This is a genomic window from Pseudomonas sp. CCNWLW23, from assembly GCF_037095675.1.
GTDB lineage: Bacteria > Pseudomonadota > Gammaproteobacteria > Pseudomonadales > Pseudomonadaceae > Aquipseudomonas > Aquipseudomonas atacamensis.
The window spans coordinates 153,508-174,941 of sequence record NZ_JBAWKM010000009.1 but is presented as its reverse complement, the minus strand read 5'-3'; the positions used below and the strand labels follow the sequence as shown (position 1 = coordinate 174,941).

The following is a 21,434-nucleotide window of genomic DNA, read 5'->3' as shown; positions in this document are numbered from 1 at the left end:
AGTGTCGGGCGCAAAACGCTGGATAAATTTTCAGTGGTTTGATTCGGCGGCTATCATACCCCGCTAATTGATCCCGCGCAGAACGGAGTGACCCAATGACACCTTTTAGCCTCGTTTACCCCCTGCATGTCCTTGCTGCATTGATGTGGGTTGGCGGCATGTTTTTCGCCTGGATGGTCTTGCGCCCTGCGGCTGTGAAGGTTCTGGACGGCCCCGCTCGCCTGACCCTGTGGGTGGAAGTGTTTCAAGGTTTTTTCCGTTGGGTCTGGGTCGCGGTGATCCTGTTGCCGATCAGCGGCGTGGGCATGCTGCATCTGCAGCAGGTCGGCTTCGAGACCGCGCCGAAGTATGTGCAGGTGATGATCGGTTTGTATGTGGTGATGACGGCGCTGTTCATCCGCATTCAGGGGTTGATGCTGCCGGAATTGCGCAAGGCGGTTGAGGCGAAGGATTGGCCGGCGGGTGCGGCAGTGCTGGGGCGGATTCGGCGGGTGGTGGGGCTCAATCTGCTGGTCGGGTTGGTGCTGGTGGCTGTGGCGGCGGCGAGACCGATGCTCTGAATCGCACTCTTGTTCTACTGTGAACACAGTTGTGGCGAGGGGATTTATCCCCGCTGGGCTGCGTAGCAGTCCCGCTTTTGATTTTTAGAGCGGGGCCGCTTCGCGACCCAGCGGGGATAAATCCCCTCGCCACATAATTTCACTCACCAAAGATCTTCACTCACCAAAGCATTTTATTGATCAGAGAGTGGGTCGCAGTTTTAGAGCCGTTGCACGGTAACCGAACCCGCCGCTCCCTCCGACCCAGGCTGGCCATCCGCGCCGGCCTTGCCGTTCTTGCCGCCGTCAGCGCGGTAGACCAGGCAGCCCTTGGATTTGCCGCCCTTCCCTGCTTTACCACCGACACCCGCCGGGCCACCGGCACCGCCAGCCACGTTGACCTTGATCAGCTCGGCAGGGAAATCCCGTGGTACGGCGAGTCGCACCAGCGCACCCGGCGCGCCTGGCTGGCCATCGCTGCCGTCACTGCCATCGGCGCCGTGGCCGGCCGATCCATAGGTGCAGCCCGGGTCTTCACCGTTGCCGCCGTCGAGGCCGACGAAACCCGGCGCGCCCCTGCCGCCACGGGCATCGACCGTCAGTTGCGGCGCGCTCAGGGCCTGGAATTGCAGATTCAGATTGCGCCCGGCCCGGGCCGCTTTTTCATAAGTGCCGGGGGCGCCGCGCGCGGTGATCTGGCTGCCCTCGCTCAATTCAGCGCGCTTGACCTTCACTTCCAGCGCTTGTTCAGCCGGAACGATAGCAATACGTGCTTCGTGGCCAAGACGCAGCTCATCGATGTTCAATTCGGTCACATTCGACGGGATCAGCAAGGTGCCGTAATCGGCGACTTCCAGTTTCTCCAGTTGCAGCGTGCTGGTGGTGTTGGGCAAGCGCATCAAAGAATTGCTTTGCACGTTGACCACCTGCGCGCAGGCCAGTGGACTGATGAATGCAGCGAGCAGGCAGAGTTTACGCATGGGAAGAAGCCTCCGGAGCGGCCGGGGCCGGGATGGTTTGCAGGTGGAAAACGCCGAACAACAGGATGCGGCCACGATCACGCCAAGGGTGCGGACGGCCCTTGAGGCTGCGGTTGCACAGCAGCACTTCGAGTAGATGAATCAGCAACAACAGAGCGCCGGCCAGATTGACCAGCAGATGCAGCGGATGAACAAACGGCACCAGTTGATTGGCCAGTACCACGCAGCAGAACAGCAGGGTCAGCAAACGCCCCAGCCCCCAGAACACCTTCATACGCTCCCCCGTGTTGCGAATTATTCTTTGCACGCACAGTACCGGCTTCTGCGGGGGATAAGCCAGAGGGAAAAATGAAATTTCTACAAACGCCGGGTAAATGGCTGCCGGGCCGATGATTTCGACCCGGCAGCTCTAGCCGGCGGACTACAGACCTTTCCTAACGATTGATATGCAGCTCGACCCGGCGATTTTCCGCGCGACCTTCATCGCTGGCGTTATCGGCGACCGGCTCACTTTCGCCTCGGCCCTCGCTGGTGAGCTTGTTCGGCGCCAGGCCCTGACTGAGCAAGTACGCTGCAACACTGCTCGCGCGCCGCTCGGACAAAGCCTGGTTATAGGCGTCGGAGCCTTTGCTGTCGGTGTGCCCGATGACCTTGATACTGACCACATCGGCATTACGCAGTTTGTCCATCAAGGTGTCGAGCTGGGCTTTGGCCGCCGGGGTCAGATCGGACTTGTCGAAATCGAACAGCACGTTGCCGGCATCGCTCAAGGTGATCACTTCGGTTTGCGGCGCCGGTTCGACCGGTTTGACTGCCGCCGGATATTGCGGCAACGGGCAGCCACGGTGATCGACTTCGGTATTTTCCGGTGTGTCGGGGCAGCGGTCGCGCCGGTCGAATACGCCGTCGCTGTCCTCGTCGCCATCCTGGGCGTAACAGATCAGCCCGCCGGTGACGATACCCAATGCCGCGCCGCCACCGGCCCAGCCGGCGCTTTCAATGGCGCCAAGACCGCCGCCGACCAGGCCGCCAAGCAGGCTGCAGATCGGCCACGTACGTTGATTGAGGGGGGCGGTGCCATCGCTGTGAGTGGCACAACCGGTGAGCAAGCTGCCTAGCAGCAGCACCGGCAAGACGGACCTTGAGAAAAGACGCATTTGTGAACGCTCCTGTGTACCGGCCCATACCGGTTACACAGGAGTAAAGACCCGCATCCGCGACTGCACAAGCCGCGGATGCGAGAGGGGCTAGCGGACGATTTTGATTTCGGTGCGACGGTTCTGCGCACGACCATCAGCCGACTTGTTGTCAGCCACAGGCTGGCTTTCACCAAGGCCCGACACCGAAACGAAGCTGGCACGTGGCACGCCCTGCTGGATCAGGTATTCCACCACCGAATGCGCACGACGATCCGACAGTTTCTTGTTGTAGGCATCGCTGCCGACACTGTCGGTGTGACCGGTCACGGTCAGTTGCGCGGTAGAGGATTCCTGTTTCAGGCGATCGGCGACCTTGTCCAGCACTTGCTTGTCAGGGCCGGTCAGCGTGGCTTTGTCGAACTCGAAATGCACATCACGAATGACGATGGTTTCTTCCTTGACCACAACCGCTTCTTCGACCACTGGCGCAGGCGTCGGTGGCGGGCAACCGTCAGCATCGACCTGCACCCCTTTAGGCGTACCCGGGCACTTGTCGCGACTGTCCGGCACACCATCGCCGTCTTCATCACCATCACCATGCACCCAGCAATAGGCCGCTGCCGTACCACCGACAATCAGTGCACCATAACCGGCCCACGAAGCGCTTTCCGTCGCGCCGAGACCGGCACCGACCACACCACCGACCGCCGCACAGGTCGGCCAGTCGGTTTTCTGCAAACCTGCACAACCAGTCAACACACTGGTTAGCAGAACCAAGGGTAATGCTGTCCGAACTATGCTCATCTAGTTTTCTCCTGAGGGATCGGCTTAAAACCGATTCAGGGAGTAAAGACCGGAGTTTTAATCTCCGCCAGCAATAGGCCACCGCTGTTTGCGACCGTGTTCACAGGGGTTTGCCTCTTTGGGCGAAAACCGCCGCCACCGGGCGCTTTGCCGACGCGGTCTGGCAGGCTAGTCTTGGCGGTCTGACTGAGGAGCTTCGATGAACGCCGCCATTTCTTCGCGCACGCCACAACAGGCGTTGGCCGCTTTGCTGGATCGCTACGCCCCGGCCCGTCTGCTGCTGATCGGCGCCAGCGAGTTTCCCGCCTTGAGCGCATTCAAGGACGCGCACCCCGACACCGTGGTCGCCCATGCCGCGCCCGGCGCACTACCCGCTGAGCTGGCCGCGCAACGCTTCGATCTGGCGCTGATAGTCGATTGCCTGGAACATTTGCCCAAACGCGATGGCCTGAACCTGTTGGGCGGCATTCGCAATCTCAACGCCAGTCGCATCGCGGTGCTGGCGGATCTGGCGGCCAGTGGCTGGCAGGAAACCGATTTCTATTCGCTGGCCCTGCAGGCCAGCGAGCGTTTTCAGCGCGACGCGCAGGTGCTGACCCTGTTCACCTACGATCTGCTTGACTACAAACAAGTCCCCGACTGGCTCAATTCACGCTTCTGGGCCAATCCGGAAAACTTCGGGAAATACTGGTGGTAATGCAATGAGTACAGCCATTTGCCCATGCGGCAGCGGCAATCTGCTGGATGCCTGCTGCGGTCCTTATCACGACGGCCACCCGGCGCCTTGCGCCGAAGCCCTGATGCGCTCGCGCTACAGCGCTTATGTGCTGGGGCTGGTCGATTATCTGGTAGCGACTACCCTGCCCGCGCAGCAGGCGGGACTGAACCGACAATCGATCAGCGACTGGAGTGCGCAAAGCACCTGGCTTGGTCTTGAGGTGGAAAGCTCGGAAGTGCTCGGCGGCCAGCCGGAACACGCTTTTGTGACCTTCACCGCGCGCTGGCATGACAGCCAGGGCGAGCACAGCCATCGCGAGCGCTCATCCTTTGTTCAGAACGGCGGGCGCTGGTACTTCATCGATCCTACGGTGCAGATGAAGCTGGGGCGCAATGACGGCTGCCCGTGTGGCAGCGGGCAGAAGTTCAAGAAGTGTTGTTCGGGTTATTTCGGCGCTTGAGCTGAAGATCAAAAGATCGTCCGATCGCGGCCCGAGCCTTCGGCCGCTCCTACACGGGATTAGCCGAAGGCTGAAATCTTTTAAGGTCTAGACTGGGCACAAAGGGAGTCAATTTCATGCTCGGTCGTCGGCGCGCACTACATTTTCTGCTGTTGATGCTGATCGTAAACCTCGGCGGCTGTGCCTCGTGGTTCAGCGACGACAGCGTCGAGCCCGCCGTGCATCTGGTGAAAGTCGAGGTGGTGCGGGCCAAACTGCTCGAACAGAAATTCATCCTGCACTTTCGCGTCGACAATCCCAACGACAGCGACCTGACCGTGCGTGGCCTCGAATACCGGATTCACCTGGCCGACATGCTGCTCACCGAAGGCGAGCATGAGCACTGGTTTACCGTCGGGCCAAAGCGCAGCGCTTACTTCAAAGTGCCGATCCGCACCAACCTGTGGCCGAAGGTCAAACACGTGGTGAAACTGCTGAAAAATCCGAACCAGCAGATTCCCTATCGATTGCAGGGGGAAATGGAAACCGGTTTATTCATCGCCCACTACGTGCACCTTGAGCGCAATGGCGTGATAATCCCCGCCGATCTAACTCCGGAGTGACCTCGATGACCCAGCAACCCCATGTCCATGGCCCTGACTGCAACCACGATCATGACCACCATCATGATCACGACCATGGCCATGTCCACGGCCCGAACTGCGGCCACGCCCACCAGGAACCGGTGCGCAACGCCCTGAAAGACGTCGGCCGCAACGACCCTTGCCCATGCGGCAACGGCAAGAAATTCAAGAAGTGCCACGGCGCTTGATGTCACTGGCGAAGGTCTTCTTCGCCTGACACACCGCTTTCGCGAGCAGGCTCGCTCCCACAGGGATCGCGTTTCATCTGAAGAAATATGGTCACTGTGGGAGCGAGCCTGCTCGCGAAGGCGGCGGCGCATACACTACAAAACTTCAGCCCGCCGCCAGAATCTGTGAAGAGCCGACCACCGTCGCATACTCCCCATGCAAATTGCCCAGCGACATCCCGTGCACCTCTTCAGCGGTACGCGGTGTGCCGAAATAATCGGCCTTGTCGAAGGTAAAACATGCATCCTCTGCCACCCATGTGTCGAACCCCAGGTTGCCCGCAGTGCGCGCCGTCGACTCAACCGAGTTATTGGTCGCCACACCAACGATGATCAATTGCCCGATCCCAGCCTCACGCAACTGCGCCTCCAGCCCATTGACACAAAACGCATCCGGCACCTGTTTCTGCACCAGCCATTCCCCGTCCCGAGGAACAAATCGCTCTTGAAACTCCACTCCGTCCTGCTCGGGCCAGAACACCGAATCAGGTGAGCGCGACAAGTGCTGCACGTGAATCACCGGGCGCCCGCGCAGGCGCCACAGCGCCAATAACTCAAGCATTCGCTCTTCGGCCTGAGGATTATTCCGCCGTCCCAGCCGCGGATGCAGAATGCCTTTCTGCTGGTCGATGATGATCAGCGCAGCGTTGCTCTGAAGCTCCATAGCGATCTTTCTCCTGACAGGGCACGGGACTTGTTCCGTAGTTCAACATCAGCGCTTTCCCACAAGCAACTGTCACGCCTCTGACCGATCAGCCGACAACTGCATAAATAACCACTCGCCCTGCTTGCGCGGCCCTCGCGCCGTCACTAACGTAGCGGCTTTATTGCGCCCCCAGCCTTATACCCCCGCAGGAGCTTCGCCATGGCCTCGCCAGCCCTTACACATTTTCTTCCCCGGTTCGGCGTTGCCGCAGCAGTGGCCGGTGTTCTCGGCCTGTCCGGTTGCCAGACCTGGAACGCCCAGGACAGCCTGCCGCCGACCTCCGGCGTGCAACCGCTCAAGGGCCTGGCGCAGAACGTTTCGGTGCGGCGCAATGCAATGGGCATGCCGCTGATCGAAAGCAACAGCTTCCATGACGCGCTGTTCAGCCTCGGTTACGTCCACGCCAGCGACCGCATCAATCAGATGGTCACCCTGCGCCTGTTGGCTCAGGGCCGGTTGGCGGAAATGTCCGGCGCGTCGATGCTGGATGCCGACCGTTACATGCGCGCGGTCAATCTGAAGAAAAGCGCCGGCGAGCTGTACAAGGCCTCGTCGCCACGGCTCAAGCGCTTCTTCGAGGTGTATGCACGGGGCGTCAACGCCTACCTGTTCCGCTACGCCGACAAGTTGCCGGGCGATCTCGCCGCCAGCGGTTACAAGCCGGAATACTGGAAACCGGAAGATTCGGCGCTGATTTTTGCCCTGCTGAATTTCAGCCAGTCGGCCAACCTGCCGGAGGAAATCCAGTCGCTGGTGCTCGCGCAAACCGTGACCACTGACAAACTCGCCTGGCTGAGCCCGTCGGCGCCTGATGAAAACCTGCCAGTGGCTGAAGCCGACAAACTGCAAGGCCTCAAGCTCAACGGGCAGATTCCTGGGCTGACGGAACTGAGCAGCGCCAGCCAGCAACTGTCGGCGCTGAACCTGCTCGCCACGCCGACTGCGAACAATTGGGCGATTGCCCCGCAACGCAGCCGCAGCGGCAAGAGCCTGCTGGCCAGCGATGCGCACGGGCCGCTGGCCGCGCCGTCGCTGTGGAGTTTCGTGCAGATCCGCGCGCCGAAATATCAGGCCGCCGGCGTCACGGTTGCCGGTCTGCCGATGGTGCTCGGTGGGTTCAACGGCAAAGTGGCGTGGAGCATGACCAGCGTGCTCGGCGATAACCAGGACCTGTTCCTCGAGAAAATCCGCCGTCAGGGCAACAGCCTCACTTATGAAGTCAACGGCAAATGGCAGCCGTTGGGCGTGCGCAACGAAACCTATTTCGTCAAAGGCCAGCGGCCGATTCGCGAGGCCGTTTACGAAACCCGCCACGGCGCGTTGCTCAACAGTGCCCAGGCAGCGGCGCAGGGCAGCGGTTTCGGTCTCGCTTTACAGACGCCAAGCTTCACCGACGACAAAACGCTGGATGCCTTCTTCGACCTGACCCGCGCGCAGAACGTCGAGCGCGCCTCGGACGCCAGCCGCGAAATCCGCGCCATCACCCTCAATCTGGTCTTTGCCGATGCAAGCAATATCGGCTGGCAAGTCACCGGGCGCTTCCCCAACCGTCGCGAAGGCGAAGGTCTGCTGCCCTCGCCGGGCTGGGACGGTCGCTACGACTGGGACGGTTACGCCGACCCGATGCTGCACCCCTACGATCAGGACCCGGCACAAGGCTGGCTCGGCACGGCCAACCAGCGTGTGATTCCCGACGGCTACGGCATGCAGTTGTCGAAATCCTGGGCGGCACCGGAGCGTGGCGAACGCTTGGCGGAAATGGCTGGCAGCGGCAAGCAGGACAGCCGCAGCGTGATCGCCATGCAGTACGACCAGACCACCACTTTCGCCGCCAAGCTGAAAAAAGTCTTCGAAGCACCGGGGATGAAGCAACCGCTGAAACAGGCGATCGACGCCCTGCCGGACGCCGAACGCAGCAAGGCGCGCGAAGCCTTCACCCGATTGATGGCGTTCGACGGCAAGCTCAGCCCGACCTCGGCGGATGCGGCGATCTACGAACTGTTTCTGCAGGAAAGCATGAAGCAGATCTTCCTCGATGAACTGGGTCCTGAGTCGAGCCCGGCGTGGAAGGCCTTTGTCGCCAATGGCGATCTGTCCTACGCGGCGCAGGCCGATCATCTCTTGGGACGTGAGGATAGTCCGTTCTGGGATGATCTGCGCACGCCGCAGAAGGAAGACAAATCCGTGATTCTCGCCCGCAGCCTCGCGGCGGCGATTACAGCGGGCGACAGCCAGTTGGGCGGCGATCATCGCGCCTGGCAGTGGGGCAAATTGCACAGCTATGCGTGGAAGAACAGCAACGGTCAGACTGTGCGCGGGCCGCTGGCGGCTGGAGGCGATCACACCACGCTGAACAGCTCGGCGTTTGCCTGGGGCCAGGACTTCGCCACCACGCGCGCGCCGTCGATGCGTTTTATCGTCGACTTCGGCCAGAGCGAGCCGCTGATGGCGCAGAACGGTACGGGGCAGTCGGGCAATCCACTCAGTCCGAACTACCTGAACGGGATCGATGCGTGGCTGAAAGGTCAGTACATCGGCCTGCCGATGCAGCCGCAAAACTTTGATCGGGTGTATGGCAAGACCCGCTTGACCCTGACGCCCGGGAAATAGAGCAAAGATCAACAGCCCCTCACCCTAGCCCTCTCCCGGAGGGAGAGGGGACTGATTGGGGGATGCTTGGGTCTTGCGCCGACCTGAAAGAGAGACGGTGAATCCAACATTGGATCAGGCTCAAGGCTGTGCCAGATCCATATCCACCCCGGCCCCTCAGGTCGATGTACTTCACCAGACACCTCGGTCAGCCCCTCTACAAAGCGAGGTGAATCCAACATTGGATCAGGCTCAAGGCTGTGCCGGATCCATATTCAACTCGGTGCCCCAGGTCGATGTACCTCACCAGATACCTCGGTCGGCCCCCTCTCCCTCTGGGAGAGGGCTGGGGTGAGGGTAGCGCTTTAAAGCCGATCGAACTTCCAGCCTCACGCCCGCCTCATAGCTAACAAGCCCCCCATTCCGGTCACGACATGGATCTTGTTATTGCCCGACCTGAAGGTCTCTACTGCCCCGCCGGGGATTTCTATATCGATCCGTGGCGGCCGGTCGAGCGTTCGGTGATTACCCATGCCCATGGCGATCACGCGCGCACCGGAAATCAGCACTACTTGTCGAGCAGCGCCAGCGCCGGGATTCTGCGCGCGCGTCTGGGTCAGGACATTCAGTTGCAAACCCTCGACTACGGCCAGCGCCTGACCCACCACGGCGTGACCCTGAGCTTTCACCCCGCCGGGCATGTCCTCGGTTCAGCGCAAGTGCGCCTGGAATACGGCGGCGAAGTCTGGGTCGCATCGGGCGATTACAAGGTCGAGCCGGATGGCACCTGCACCCCATTCGAACCGGTGCGCTGCCACACGTTCATCACCGAATCGACCTTCGGCCTGCCGATCTATCGCTGGCAGCCGCAGGCGCAGATCTTCGCCGAGATCAATCAGTGGTGGGCGGCCAATATTGCCGCCGGCAAGGCCAGCGTGCTGTTCTGCTATTCCTTCGGCAAGGCACAGCGGATTCTCCACGGCATCGACGAAACCCTCGGGCCGATCCTCAGCCATGGCGCGGTCGAACCGCTGAACCGCGTCTACCGCGATGCCGGCGTGTACCTGCCGCCGACGATCTATGCGGGCGACGTAAAAAAAAGCGACCCGATCATGCGCCAGGCGCTGGTCATTGCTCCGCCGTCAGCAGGCGGCAGTACCTGGATGCGTCGTTTTGGCGACTTCAGCGATGCCTTCGCCAGCGGCTGGATGCGCTTGCGCGGGACCCGGCGGCGGCGCGGCGTCGATCGCGGTTTCATCCTTTCCGATCACGCCGACTGGCCCGGCCTGCTGTGGGCGATCAACCAGACCGGCGCGGAACGGGTGATGGTCACCCACGGCTCGATCGGCGTGCTCGTGCGCCATTTGCGCGAACAGGGCCTCGATGCACAAGGCTTCACCACCGAATACGGCGATGACGAAGACGACAACATCGCCAGCGAACCCACCGTTGCCGAGACATCGCCATGAAAGCCTTCGCCGAGTTATATGCCGAACTCGACGCCACCACGTCGAGCAACGCCAAGCTGGCGGCGATGCAGGCTTACTTCGCGCAGGCCGCGCCGGAAGATGCCGCATGGGCGGTGTATTTCCTCTCCGGTGGCAGGCCGCGACAACTGGTACCGGTGCGCATCCTACGTGAGCTGGCGGTCGCAGTTTCGGGACTGGAGCCATGGCTGTTCGAAGAAAGCTATCAGGCCGTCGGCGATCTGGCCGAGACCATTTCTCTGGTACTGCCGGAAAATTCCCACAGCTCCGAGGCCGGTCTTGCCGAATGGATCGAAGGCAAGCTGTTGCCACTTCGCGGTGAAACCCCGGAATATCTGGCGCGCCAGTTGCCAATGTTGTGGGCGCAACTGGACCGGCCGAGCCTGATGCTGTGCATCAAGCTGATCACCGGCAGTTTCCGCGTTGGCGTGTCGAAGTTGCTGGTCACCCGCGCCCTCGCCTCAATGGCCGGGCTCGACAGCAAGCGCGTGGCACAGCGCCTGGTCGGTTACACCGATCTGTCGAACCGGCCCAACGCCGCCAGTTATCTGAAACTCATCGCCCCGGAGTCCGCCGACGAACATGCCCAGCGCGGCGGCCAGCCCTACCCGTTCTTTCTTGCCCACGCCTTGGCGCAACCGGTCGAGGAATTCGAAGCTCTGCTCGGCCCGGCCAGCGACTGGCAGGTGGAATGGAAGTGGGATGGTATTCGCGCGCAAGTGGTCAAGCGCGACGGCAAGCTGTGGGTGTGGTCGCGCGGCGAGGAACTGGTGACCGAGCGCTTCCCCGAGTTCGATGTGCTCGTGCACGGCTTGCCCGACGGCACGGTGATCGACGGCGAAATCGTCGTGTGGAAGAGCACCCATCCGACTACTGAAGATGCCTTCGATCCGCATTCCGATGAGCCGCCGGCCGTGCAACCGTTCGCCCTGCTGCAACAACGCATCGGTCGCAAGACGCTCGACAAGAAGATTCTCGAAGAAGTGCCGGTGGTGGTGCTGGCTTACGATCTGCTGGAATGGCAGGGCGAAGACTGGCGCAACCAGCCACAGGTCAAGCGCCGTGCGCAACTCGAAGAGGTGATCGCGCGCTGCAACAGCCCGGTACTGCTGCCCTCCCCGGTATTGACCGGCGAGGACTGGTTCGACCTTGGCCGCCAGCGCGAAGCGTCGCGCAAACTCGGCGTCGAAGGCATGATGCTCAAGGCGCGCGATTCGCTGTATGGCGTCGGCCGGACCAAGGACATGGGCGTGTGGTGGAAGTGGAAGGTCGATCCGTTCAGCGTCGATGCCGTGTTGATTTATGCCCAGCGCGGGCATGGCCGCCGCGCCAGTCTGTACAGCGATTACACCTTCGCCGTGTGGGACGGCCCGCCGGAATCCAGCCAGCGCTCGCTGGTACCGTTCGCCAAGGCGTATTCGGGGCTGACCGATGAAGAGATGCGTCAGGTCGACAGCATCGTGCGCAAAACCACGGTGGAAAAATTCGGCCCGGTGAGCAGCGTGAAACCGAGCCTGGTGTTCGAGCTCGGCTTCGAAGGCATCGCCCTGTCGCGCCGGCACAAGAGCGGCATCGCCGTGCGTTTCCCGCGCATGCTGCGCTGGCGCAAGGACAAGACCGTCGAAGAAGCCGACAGCCTCGCTACCCTGCAAGACTTGTTGGCCTGATTCATTCTCGACACATCGCAGAATCCTGTGGCGAGGGGATTTATCCCCGCTGGGCTGCGCAGCGGCCCCCAGCAATTTCCCCCTGAAATCGTGCACTCAGGTTTTTGCGCCTGCTGCGCAGCCGATCGGGGATAAATCCCCTCGCCACAGTTTTTCCCTGCTCTGAGCTACCCGTGTGATCCGAAACAGTGCATGCAAACAGCAATGCCCGTTTCCGGGCATTCAACTACCCTTACCTCTCTGCACTCGACCTTTTAAAACACCTGTTCGGCACTCTGGTTCGGAAATTGCTACTTTCTATAGGTCGTAAGCGTTGCAGTAACAATAATTCTGCGCCACAAGCGCTCATATTGGTTCTTAGGGATTGAATAATGAAAAAAGCATTGCTGACCCTTTCTGCACTGGCGTTGTGCATGGCCGCCGGCTCCGCGCTGGCCAAGGAATACAAAGAGCTGCGCTTTGGCGTTGACCCTTCGTACGCACCGTTCGAGTCGAAAGCGGCCGATGGCAGCCTGGTCGGGTTCGATATCGATCTGGGTAACGCCATCTGCGCCGAACTGAAGGTCAAGTGCAAATGGGTCGAAAGCGATTTCGACGGCATGATTCCGGGCCTCAAAGCCAACAAGTTCGACGGTGTGATCTCGTCGATGACCGTGACCCCGGCGCGCGAGAAGGTCATCGACTTCTCCAGCGAACTGTTTTCCGGCCCGACCGCTTACGTGTTCAAGAAAGGCTCCGGCCTCAGCGCAGACGTCGCGTCGCTCAAGGGCAAGACCGTTGGCTATGAGCAAGGCACGATTCAGGAAGCCTACGCCAAAGCCGTGCTGGACAAGGCCGGTGTGAAAACCCAGGCCTATCAGAACCAGGATCAGGTGTATTCCGACCTGACCTCCGGCCGCCTCGACGCAGCCATCCAGGACATGCTGCAAGCCGAACTGGGCTTCCTCAAGTCGCCGAAAGGCGAAGGTTACGAAGTCAGCCAGCCGGTCGACAGCGAATTGCTGCCGTCGAAAACCGCTATCGGTATCAAGAAAGGTAACACTGAGCTGAAAGCACTTTTGGATAAAGGTATCAAAGCGTTACACGACGACGGCAAATACGCCGAGATTCAAAAGAAACACTTTGGCGACCTGAATCTGTACAGCGGCAAATAATGCCCCGGCGCCCATCCTCGATGGGCGCCTTTTCCATCCGCTCAGGTTGCTGATTTATGTTTGAAACCCTCCTGCAAAATCTGGGGCTGGCCTCGTTCAGTCTGCAGGGCTTCGGCCCGTTGCTGCTGCAAGGCACCTGGATGACCATCAAATTATCGGCGATGTCGCTGCTGGTGGCCGTGTTGCTCGGCCTGCTCGGCGCCAGTGCCAAACTGTCGAAAGTCAAATTGGTGCGCCTGCCCGCGCAGCTCTACACCACGCTGATTCGCGGCGTGCCGGATCTGGTGCTGATGCTGTTGATCTTCTACAGCCTGCAAACCTGGCTGACGTCACTGACCGACTACATGGAATGGGAATACATCGAAATCGACCCGTTCAGCGCCGGCGTGCTGACGCTGGGCTTCATTTATGGCGCGTATTTCACCGAGACCTTCCGTGGCGCGATCCTCGCGGTGCCGCGTGGTCAGGTCGAAGCCGCCACCGCGTACGGCCTCAAACGTGGCCAGCGTTTTCGCTTTGTGGTGTTTCCGCAAATGATGCGCTTCGCCCTGCCGGGCATCGGCAACAACTGGATGGTCATGCTCAAGGCCACCGCGCTGGTGTCGATCATTGGCCTCGCCGATCTGGTCAAGGCAGCGCAGGACGCCGGTAAAAGTACCTATCAACTGTTCTACTTTCTGGTCCTCGCCGCCTTGATTTATCTGCTGATCACCAGTGCTTCGAACTTCATCCTGCGCTGGCTCGAACGCCGCTACGCCGCCGGTGCCCGGGAGGCCGTACGATGATCGAACTTCTCCAGGAATATTGGCGCGCCTTCCTTTATACCGACGGCCAGAACATCACCGGGCTGGCGATGACGATGTGGCTGCTGACCGCCTCGATCTGCATCGGCTTCATCGTCTCGATCCCATTGTCGATCGCCCGCGTCTCGCCGCACTTCTACATTCGCTGGCCGGTGCAGTTCTACACCTACCTGTTCCGTGGCACGCCGCTGTATATCCAGTTGCTGATCTGCTACACCGGCATCTACAGCCTCGCCGCCGTGCGCGAACAGCCGATCCTCGACAGTTTCTTTCGCGACGCGATGAACTGCACGATCCTCGCTTTCGCGCTCAATACCTGCGCGTACACCACGGAGATTTTTGCCGGGGCGATTCGCAGCATGAACCATGGCGAAGTCGAAGCGGCCAAGGCTTATGGCCTGACCGGCTGGAAGCTGTACGCCTATGTGATCATGCCGTCGGCACTGCGCCGTTCGTTGCCTTACTACAGCAACGAAGTGATCCTGATGCTGCACTCGACCACCGTGGCGTTCACCGCGACCATTCCCGATATCCTGAAAGTCGCGCGGGATGCCAACTCGGCGACCTTCCTGACCTTCCAGTCGTTCGGCATCGCCGCGCTGATCTACCTGACCATTACTTTTGCGCTGGTCGGTCTGTTCCGCCTTGCCGAACGCCGCTGGCTGGCCTTCCTCGGGCCGACTCACTAGCACCGGTTTGACAATAAAGAGATAACAATGCGCCACCAGATTCATGACTTGCTGGCCCCGCTGCCGGGGACCGCACGGCAGATTCACAGTTTCCACTTCGGCCCACAGCAGGCCAAGGGCAAGGTGTACATTCAGGCCTCGCTGCATGCCGACGAACTGCCGGGCATGCTGGTCGCCTGGCACCTGAAGCAGCGTCTGGCCGAGCTGGAAGCTGCCGGCCGCCTGCGCAGCGAAATCGTCCTCGTGCCGGTGGCCAACCCGGTCGGCCTCGAACAAGTGCTGATGGACGTGCCGCTGGGCCGTTACGACCTGGAGAGCGGGCAGAACTTCAATCGCTGGTTCGTCGACCTCAGCGAAGAAATCGGCAACGCCATCGAAGGCCAACTCAACGACGACGCGCAGCACAACCTCGAACTGATCCGCACCAGCCTGCGCAACGCCCTCGCCCGCCAGACGCCGACCACACAACTGCAATCCCAGCGTCTGACCCTGCAACGCCTGGCCTGCGATGCCGACATGGTGCTGGACTTGCACTGCGACTTCGAATCGGTGGTGCACCTGTACACCACGCCGGAGGCCTGGCCACAGGTCGAGCCACTGGCGCGTTATATCGAAGCGCAGGCCAGTCTGCTCGCTACCGATTCCGGCGGGCAGTCGTTCGACGAATGCTTCACCCTGCTCTGGTGGCAACTGCGCGAGCGCTTCGGCGAGCAGTTCGAGATTCCGCTGGGCAGCTTCTCGGTGACCGTCGAATTGCGCGGCCAGGGTGACGTCAACCACCCGCTGGCCAGCCGCGATTGTCAGGCGCTGATCGACTATCTGATCCAGTTCGATGCCATCGTCGGCGAGACCAAGCCGCAACCGCCACTGCCGTACCCTCCCACGCCGCTGGCCGGGGTCGAACCGGTGACCACGCCAGTCGGCGGCCTGCTGGTGTACTGCGCCACACCCGGCCAATACCTGGAAGCCGGCCAGCAGATCGCCGAAATCATCGACCCGGTCCACGACAAGGTCACCCCCATTCATTGCACCGCCGCCGGTCTGCTGTATGCGCGCTCGCTGCGGCGCATGGCCACTGCCGGCATGGTCATCGCCCACGTCGCGGGCGCCGAAGCCTATCGCAGCGGCTACCTACTTTCGCCTTGAGGATGCTCGTCCATGTACAAACTGACCGTTGAAGGCCTGCACAAAAGCTATGGCGATCATCAGGTGCTCAAAGGCGTTTCGCTCAAGGCCAAAACCGGCGACGTGATCAGCCTGATCGGCGCCAGCGGCTCGGGCAAAAGCACCTTTTTGCGCTGCATCAATTTCCTCGAGCAACCGAATGACGGCGCCATGAGCCTTGATGGCCAGGCGATCCGCATGGTCACCGACCGCCACGGCATGCACGTCGCCGACGCCGATGAACTGCAACGCCTGCGCACGCGGCTGGCGATGGTGTTCCAGCATTTCAACCTGTGGAGCCACATGACCGTGCTGGAAAACATCACCATGGCCCCGCGCCGGGTGCTCGGTTGCAGCAAACAGGAAGCCGAGGATCGCGCCCGACGTTATCTGGACAAAGTCGGCTTGCCGGCGCGGGTCGCCGATCAATACCCGGCGTTTCTCTCCGGCGGCCAGCAACAGCGCGTGGCGATCGCCCGGGCACTGGCGATGGAACCGGAAGTGATGCTGTTCGACGAACCGACCTCGGCACTCGACCCGGAACTGGTCGGCGAAGTGCTGAAAGTAATTCAGGGCCTGGCCGAGGAAGGCCGGACGATGATCATGGTCACCCATGAAATGAGTTTTGCGCGCAAGGTGTCGAATCAGGTGCTGTTTCTGCATCAGGGTCTGGTGGAAGAAGAAGGTGCGCCGGAAGACGTGCTGGGCAATCCCAAAAGCGAACGGCTGAAGCAGTTCCTCAGCGGCAACCTTAAATAAGGTTGGCACCCAACCCTGTGTGGGAGCGAGCCTGCTCGCGAAAGCGGTTTATCAGTCGACATCAATGTTGAATGTGACATCGCATTCGCGAGCAGGCTCGCTCCCACGGGGGAATCCCTCGACCGACAAAGTTAAACTTGTCCCCCCGCTTCGCTGTCTCTGAAACAACACCTCCAGAGCGCACGCAGCCGGCATGGCGAAATCCCCCGACTTTGCAAAAACCTGGTTCAGCGCCCGCGACTGGAAGCCGTTCGCCTTTCAGAAACAGGTGTGGGCGGCGGTGAAAAACGGCGAGTCCGGATTGCTCCACGCCAGCACCGGCGCCGGCAAAACTTATGCGGTATGGTTTGCTGCGCTCAACCGCTTCGCCCGCCTGCAACCGCCCGCGGCTACACCGCGCAAACGCAAACCGCCGGCCGAACCGCTGACGGTGCTGTGGATCACGCCGATGCGCGCCCTCGCCGCCGATACCGCCCGCGCTTTACAAAGCCCGGTCGATGAATTGCAGATTCCGTGGAGCATCGGCCTGCGCACCGGCGACACCAGCAGCAGCGAACGCGCTCGTCAGGGCCGGCGCTTGCCGACGACGCTGATTACCACCCCGGAAAGCCTGACTCTGTTGCTCGCCCGCTCCGATGCGCGCACGGCGTTGTCGACCCTGCGCATGATCGTCGTCGATGAATGGCACGAGTTGCTCGGCAACAAACGCGGCGTGCAACTGCAACTGGCCCTCGCTCGCCTGCGGCATTGGCAGCCGGAACTGATCGTTTGGGGCGTGTCCGCCACCCTCGGTAATCAATCCCACGCCGAGCAAGTGCTGATCCCACAGGGCGGCGGCGTCAGTGTTCAGGGCAAAAGCGAAAAAACCCTGCAAGTCGACACCCTGCTGCCACCGGCCATCGAGCGTTTTCCCTGGGCCGGCCACATTGGTCTGAAGATGCTGCCGCAGGTGGTGGCCGAACTCGACGTCTGCGCCAGCAGCCTGGTGTTCACCAACACCCGCGCACAATCGGAGATCTGGTATCAGGCGCTGCTGGAAGCGCGGCCGGACTGGGCCGGGTTGATCGCGCTGCATCACAGCTCACTGTCGCGCGATACCCGCGACTGGGTCGAGCAGGCATTGAAGAATGGCCAATTGAAAGCGGTGGTCTGCACCTCAAGCCTGGACTTGGGAGTGGATTTCCTCCCGGTCGAGCGCGTACTGCAAATCGGCTCGGCGAAAGGCGTCGCACGTTTGATGCAACGTGCCGGGCGTTCCGGTCACGCACCGGGGCGCACCTCGCGGGTGACGCTGGTGCCGACCCACAGTCTTGAACTGATCGAAGCGGTCGCCGCACGGGATGCCGTCGAGCAACGACGCATCGAGCCGCGTCTGTCACCGCACAAGCCGCTGGATGTGCTGGTCCAGCATTTGGTCAGCATGGCCCTTGGCGGTGGCTTTATTCCTGAAGACTTGTACGAAGAAGTCCGTGGTGCCTGGGCTTATCGTGACCTGACAGCGGCAGACTGGGCCTGGGCGCTGGCGTTCGTACGCCATGGCGGGATGTCTCTTACAGCGTATCCGGATTACCGCCGGGTCGAGCCGGACGAACACGGCGTCTGGCGTGTGCCGGATGCGCGTCTGGCGCGGCGCCATCGCATGAGCATCGGCACCATCGTCAGCGACGCGAGCATCAACCTGAAATTCTGGAGCAAGGGCGGCGGCGGGAAACAGCTGGGCAGCGTCGAGGAAGGCTTTATCGCCCGGCTGAAACCCGGCGATGGTTTCCTCTTCGCCGGGCGCTTGCTGGAGCTGGTGCGGGTGGAAAACATGACCGCCTACGTCAAACGCAGCACCGCAAAAAAAGCCGCCGTGCCGCGCTGGAATGGCGGGCGCATGCCGTTATCCAACGAACTGGCCGAAGCGGTGGTCACGCGCTTCAGCGCCGCTGCTCAAGGTCAATTCAAAGGCCCGGAAATGCACGCGTTGCGGCCGCTGCTGGAGACGCAGATACGCTGGTCCGGCTTGCCCACCACGGAAAATCTGCTGGCCGAGGTATTGAAATCCCGCGAGGGCTGGCACCTTTTCCTCTATCCGTTCGCCGGGCGCCAAGTGCATCTGGGACTGGCGAGCCTGCTGGCATGGCGCGTCAGTCAGCGGCAACCGGTGACCTTCTCAATTGCCGTGAACGATTACGGCCTGGAACTGCTCAGCGCCACGCCGGTGGATTGGGCTACGCATCTCGATGCGCGACTGTTCAATGCCGATGACCTGTTGCTGGACGTGCTGGCCAGCCTCAATGCCGGTGAACTGGCGTTGCGCCGCTTCCGCGAAATCGCGCGGATCGCCGGGCTGGTGTTCGCCGGGTATCCGGGCGCACCAAAGAGTACCCGCCAGGTGCAGGCGTCGAGTGGCTTGTTTTTCCAGGTGTTCAAACAATACGACGCCGACAATCTGCTGCTGGCCCAGGCCGGGGAAGAAGTCCTGCGCGAGGAACTGGATATTCGTCGTTTGGAGCAGACACTGGAGCGGATCAATCGGATGAAACTCGACTTGCATCAGGTTAAACGTCCTACACCGTTGGGCTTTCCGCTGCTGGTGGAGCGGATGCGCGAGAGCATGAGTTCGGAAAAACTGGCTGACAGGATTAGAAGAATGGTCGGTGACCTGGAAAAAACCGCTGATAACGGAAAATCGTCGTGAGTGCGTACCCGGTGCGTTTGGCCGGTGAGGAGTTATGGCTGCTGCCGGAGAAAGCCCTGTACTGGCCAGCGCAGGAAGCATTGCTGATCGCAGACGTGCATTTCGGTAAAGCAGCGGCCTATCGCAGCCTCGGCCAGCCGGTGCCGCATGGCACGACGGCGAGCAACATCGAGGTAATCGACACGTTGCTGGCGCGGCTGCCGTGTCGCCAGTTGATTTTTCTCGGGGATTTCCTGCATGGGCCTGGCTCACATGTCCCGACCACACTGAATGCGCTGGCAGAGTGGCGAGCGCGGCACGCTGACCTGCCGATGACGCTGATTCGCGGCAACCATGACAAACGCGCAGGCGACCCGCCGGCCTCGCTGAATATCCGCGTGGTGCCAGAACCGCTGTTACTCGGGCCGTTTGCCTTGCAGCATGAGCCCGATGCGCATCCGGAACGGCACGTGCTCGCCGGCCACGTTCACCCGGTCTATCGGCTGCATGGCAAAGGTCGGCAGAGTCTGCGCCTGGCTTGTTTCAGACTCGGTGAGCGCATCAGCCTGATGCCGGCATTCGGTGCGTTTACCGGCGGCTATCAGGTCGAGCGGGACGACAGTTGCAAGGTCTTCGTGATCGGCGACAACGAAATATGGCCCGTCAGCTAGATCGCAAATCGATCAGGCTGACGGGCCATATTCATGACAGTGGGTCAGGCGACAGGCGCCGGAGGCGGTTCGTCCGGCAGGGTCGGTTCGCCTGGTTCGGTCGGTTGTTCGTTGGGAGTATCGGGATCGGGCTGGCCGGGCACGCCGCCGGACAGGCTCAAAGACGGATTCGCCAGTAACGACCAGGCCAGAACGCCTATCTGATTGGGCTCAAGCCTTGCCAGTTCAGCGCTGATTCGCGGGTCGATCTTCATAGGGCACTCCTCAGTGAAGGCCCGAATTTGTGTGTAACAAAAACGGGCAGTACACCCCATAGAGTGTCTGCCCGCCAAAGAATTCCCGACATCCGTCGGATGGTCGATCAGGTACGCGGCAAGGTTACGCCACGCTGGCCCTGATATTTGCCGCCACGATCCTTGTAGGAAACTTCACATTCTTCATCGGATTCGAGGAAGAGCATCTGCGCCACACCTTCGTTGGCGTAGATTTTCGCCGGCAGGTTGGTGGTGTTGGAAAATTCCAGGGTCACATGACCTTCCCACTCAGGCTCGAGCGGAGTGACGTTGACGATGATGCCGCAGCGCGCGTAGGTGCTTTTACCCAGGCAGATGGTCAGCACGTTGCGCGGAATGCGGAAGTACTCGACGGTGCTGGCCAGGGCGAAGGAGTTCGGCGGAATGATGCAGACGTCGCTGTGGATGTCGACGAAGCTGCCGGCGTCGAAGTTCTTCGGGTCGACAATGGCCGAGTTGATGTTGGTGAACACCTTGAAGTGGTTGGTGCAACGCACATCGTAGCCGTAGCTCGACACGCCGTAGGAAATCACCCGGCTGTCGTCGCTGCCGCGCATCTGGCGCTCGACGAACGGTTCGATCATGCCGTGTTCCTGCGCCATGCGGCGAATCCACTTGTCCGATTTGATGCTCATGGCGGGTTTGTCCTGAATAGCGAGGTGGAAAAATTCTGTCCGGCATCTTACCGGGCGCGTCGCCGCGATCAAAGTGCGCAACGCAATTCTCGGCGAACACCCCGTATTTACGCGCTGTGGCGACGAACCGTCGCACCGCCGATCCCTAAAACACAGAATCCTTTGCAAGAAACATTGGCACGTTCCGGAAAAAGGGTTAAGGTGGCGTCACTGTGTTGCTTGTGTCACTGAGAATCTCTACACGATATGTTGAATTTCGATCCAACCATCTACAAGAATTTTTCCTGCTCTTTGCACTCAGTCTCGGCCAGGGTTCTTCCTGAGTCGCAGTTATCTTTGTTCAAGGAGTTACACCATGTCTAATCGCCAAACCGGTACCGTTAAGTGGTTCAACGATGAAAAAGGCTTCGGCTTCATCACTCCACAATCCGGTGACGACCTGTTCGTTCACTTCAAAGCTATCCAATCCGACGGCTTCAAAAGCCTGAAAGAAGGCCAACAGGTTTCTTTCATCGCTACCCGCGGTCAGAAAGGCATGCAAGCTGAAGAAGTACAAGTTATCTAACTTGTAGCTTCTTTAGAAAAGAGCCCCGCCCTTAAAAGCGGGGCTTTTTTGTGTCTGTATATTTTGTTTGCCCCTCTTTTTGCCTCCGCTCTATATGATC

The 21,434-nt window shown here is 60.8% G+C and carries 23 protein-coding genes; 16 read left to right on the top strand and 7 right to left on the bottom strand.

Annotation, left to right across the window (positions count from 1 at the left end; all coding sequences use genetic code 11):
- The first annotated feature begins 95 nt into the window (after positions 1–95).
- Positions 96–560 carry a CopD family protein gene (locus V8J63_RS14130; protein WP_125925241.1) on the top strand — a complete coding sequence of 155 codons (465 nt, stop codon included), beginning with the start codon at positions 96–98 and terminating at the stop codon, positions 558–560.
- Positions 561–760: 200 nt separating this feature from the next.
- Here V8J63_RS14130 and V8J63_RS14125 read toward each other — a convergent pair whose 3' ends face one another.
- The 4 genes from V8J63_RS14125 to V8J63_RS14110 form a co-directional block, all read right to left on the bottom strand.
- Positions 761–1,519, bottom strand: a complete 759-nt coding sequence (locus V8J63_RS14125; RefSeq protein ID WP_016771374.1) for a collagen-like triple helix repeat-containing protein — start codon at positions 1,517–1,519, stop codon at positions 761–763.
- Complete coding sequence (locus V8J63_RS14120; RefSeq protein WP_016771375.1) at positions 1,512–1,793, bottom strand: DUF1145 domain-containing protein; 282 nt, start codon at positions 1,791–1,793, stop codon at positions 1,512–1,514. The genes V8J63_RS14125 and V8J63_RS14120 overlap by 8 nt, the downstream gene beginning before the upstream one ends.
- A 160-nt stretch (positions 1,794–1,953) precedes the next feature.
- On the bottom strand, positions 1,954–2,676 hold the full coding sequence (locus V8J63_RS14115; RefSeq protein ID WP_123442987.1) for an OmpA family protein: 723 nt from the start codon (positions 2,674–2,676) through the stop codon (positions 1,954–1,956).
- Between the two features lie 90 nt (positions 2,677–2,766).
- Entirely contained in the window at positions 2,767–3,462 is a 696-nt protein-coding gene (locus tag V8J63_RS14110; RefSeq protein WP_016770616.1) for an OmpA family protein, read from the bottom strand.
- Positions 3,463–3,661: 199 nt separating this feature from the next.
- On the opposite strand from V8J63_RS14110, the gene V8J63_RS14105 reads away from it, so the two are divergent.
- From V8J63_RS14105 to V8J63_RS14090, 4 genes are all read left to right on the top strand, one after another.
- Entirely contained in the window at positions 3,662–4,159 is a 498-nt protein-coding gene (locus V8J63_RS14105) for a DUF6231 family protein (protein WP_125925238.1), read from the top strand.
- A gap of 4 nt (positions 4,160–4,163) precedes the next feature.
- Positions 4,164–4,640, top strand: a complete 477-nt coding sequence (locus V8J63_RS14100) for a YchJ family protein (protein ID WP_125925237.1) — start codon at positions 4,164–4,166, stop codon at positions 4,638–4,640.
- Between the two features lie 116 nt (positions 4,641–4,756).
- Positions 4,757–5,242 (top strand): LEA type 2 family protein, encoded by a 486-nt coding sequence (locus V8J63_RS14095; RefSeq protein WP_125925236.1) that lies wholly within the window; start codon positions 4,757–4,759, stop codon positions 5,240–5,242.
- Positions 5,243–5,247: 5 nt separating this feature from the next.
- Positions 5,248–5,451 carry an SEC-C metal-binding domain-containing protein gene (locus V8J63_RS14090; protein ID WP_003198420.1) on the top strand — a complete coding sequence of 68 codons (204 nt, stop codon included), beginning with the start codon at positions 5,248–5,250 and terminating at the stop codon, positions 5,449–5,451.
- 145 nt (positions 5,452–5,596) lie between these two features.
- Here the strand turns inward: V8J63_RS14090 and V8J63_RS14085 are convergent, their stop codons facing one another.
- Positions 5,597–6,154 (bottom strand): cysteine hydrolase family protein, encoded by a 558-nt coding sequence (locus tag V8J63_RS14085; RefSeq protein ID WP_125925235.1) that lies wholly within the window; start codon positions 6,152–6,154, stop codon positions 5,597–5,599.
- 201 nt (positions 6,155–6,355) lie between these two features.
- Here V8J63_RS14085 and V8J63_RS14080 point away from each other — a divergent pair, with 201 nt between their 5' ends.
- The 10 genes from V8J63_RS14080 (at position 6,356) to pdeM (ending at position 19,841) form a co-directional block, all read left to right on the top strand.
- On the top strand, positions 6,356–8,806 hold the full coding sequence (locus V8J63_RS14080) for a penicillin acylase family protein (protein WP_336464210.1): 2,451 nt from the start codon (positions 6,356–6,358) through the stop codon (positions 8,804–8,806).
- Between the two features lie 413 nt (positions 8,807–9,219).
- A complete protein-coding gene (locus V8J63_RS14075) occupies positions 9,220–10,254 on the top strand; it encodes a ligase-associated DNA damage response exonuclease (protein WP_130887089.1) in 1,035 nt (344 codons plus the stop codon).
- Entirely contained in the window at positions 10,251–11,939 is a 1,689-nt protein-coding gene (locus tag V8J63_RS14070; RefSeq protein WP_336464209.1) for an ATP-dependent DNA ligase, read from the top strand. The genes V8J63_RS14075 and V8J63_RS14070 overlap by 4 nt, the downstream gene beginning before the upstream one ends.
- Before the next feature lie 371 nt (positions 11,940–12,310).
- Positions 12,311–13,093, top strand: a complete 783-nt coding sequence (locus tag V8J63_RS14065; protein ID WP_024011901.1) for a transporter substrate-binding domain-containing protein — start codon at positions 12,311–12,313, stop codon at positions 13,091–13,093.
- Between the two features lie 56 nt (positions 13,094–13,149).
- Complete coding sequence (locus V8J63_RS14060) at positions 13,150–13,878, top strand: ABC transporter permease (protein WP_016771383.1); 729 nt, start codon at positions 13,150–13,152, stop codon at positions 13,876–13,878.
- The gene (locus V8J63_RS14055; RefSeq protein ID WP_125925231.1) at positions 13,875–14,585 is read left to right on the top strand and encodes an ABC transporter permease; all 711 of its coding nucleotides are present in this window, start codon (positions 13,875–13,877) and stop codon (positions 14,583–14,585) included. Before V8J63_RS14060 ends, V8J63_RS14055 begins: the two co-directional genes overlap by 4 nt.
- A gap of 27 nt (positions 14,586–14,612) precedes the next feature.
- Complete coding sequence (locus V8J63_RS14050; protein WP_125925230.1) at positions 14,613–15,731, top strand: succinylglutamate desuccinylase/aspartoacylase family protein; 1,119 nt, start codon at positions 14,613–14,615, stop codon at positions 15,729–15,731.
- A gap of 12 nt (positions 15,732–15,743) precedes the next feature.
- Positions 15,744–16,508: an ABC transporter ATP-binding protein gene (locus V8J63_RS14045; protein WP_041478066.1), complete on the top strand. Its 765-nt coding sequence runs from the start codon at positions 15,744–15,746 to the stop codon at positions 16,506–16,508.
- Between the two features lie 193 nt (positions 16,509–16,701).
- Positions 16,702–19,191 (top strand): ligase-associated DNA damage response DEXH box helicase, encoded by a 2,490-nt coding sequence (locus V8J63_RS14040; protein ID WP_336464208.1) that lies wholly within the window; start codon positions 16,702–16,704, stop codon positions 19,189–19,191.
- On the top strand, positions 19,188–19,841 hold the full coding sequence (gene pdeM, locus V8J63_RS14035; RefSeq protein ID WP_374190753.1) for a ligase-associated DNA damage response endonuclease PdeM: 654 nt from the start codon (positions 19,188–19,190) through the stop codon (positions 19,839–19,841). Before V8J63_RS14040 ends, pdeM begins: the two co-directional genes overlap by 4 nt.
- Positions 19,842–19,885: 44 nt before the next feature.
- Here pdeM and V8J63_RS14030 read toward each other — a convergent pair whose 3' ends face one another.
- Both V8J63_RS14030 and dcd read right to left on the bottom strand, forming a co-directional pair.
- Entirely contained in the window at positions 19,886–20,095 is a 210-nt protein-coding gene (locus tag V8J63_RS14030; RefSeq protein WP_016771389.1) for a hypothetical protein, read from the bottom strand.
- A 107-nt stretch (positions 20,096–20,202) separates the two neighbouring features.
- Entirely contained in the window at positions 20,203–20,769 is a 567-nt protein-coding gene (gene dcd / locus V8J63_RS14025) for a dCTP deaminase (protein ID WP_007940589.1), read from the bottom strand.
- Between the two features lie 355 nt (positions 20,770–21,124).
- Here dcd and V8J63_RS14020 point away from each other — a divergent pair, with 355 nt between their 5' ends.
- Positions 21,125–21,334: a cold-shock protein gene (locus tag V8J63_RS14020; protein WP_002554837.1), complete on the top strand. Its 210-nt coding sequence runs from the start codon at positions 21,125–21,127 to the stop codon at positions 21,332–21,334.
- The last annotated feature ends 100 nt before the right edge of the window (positions 21,335–21,434 follow it).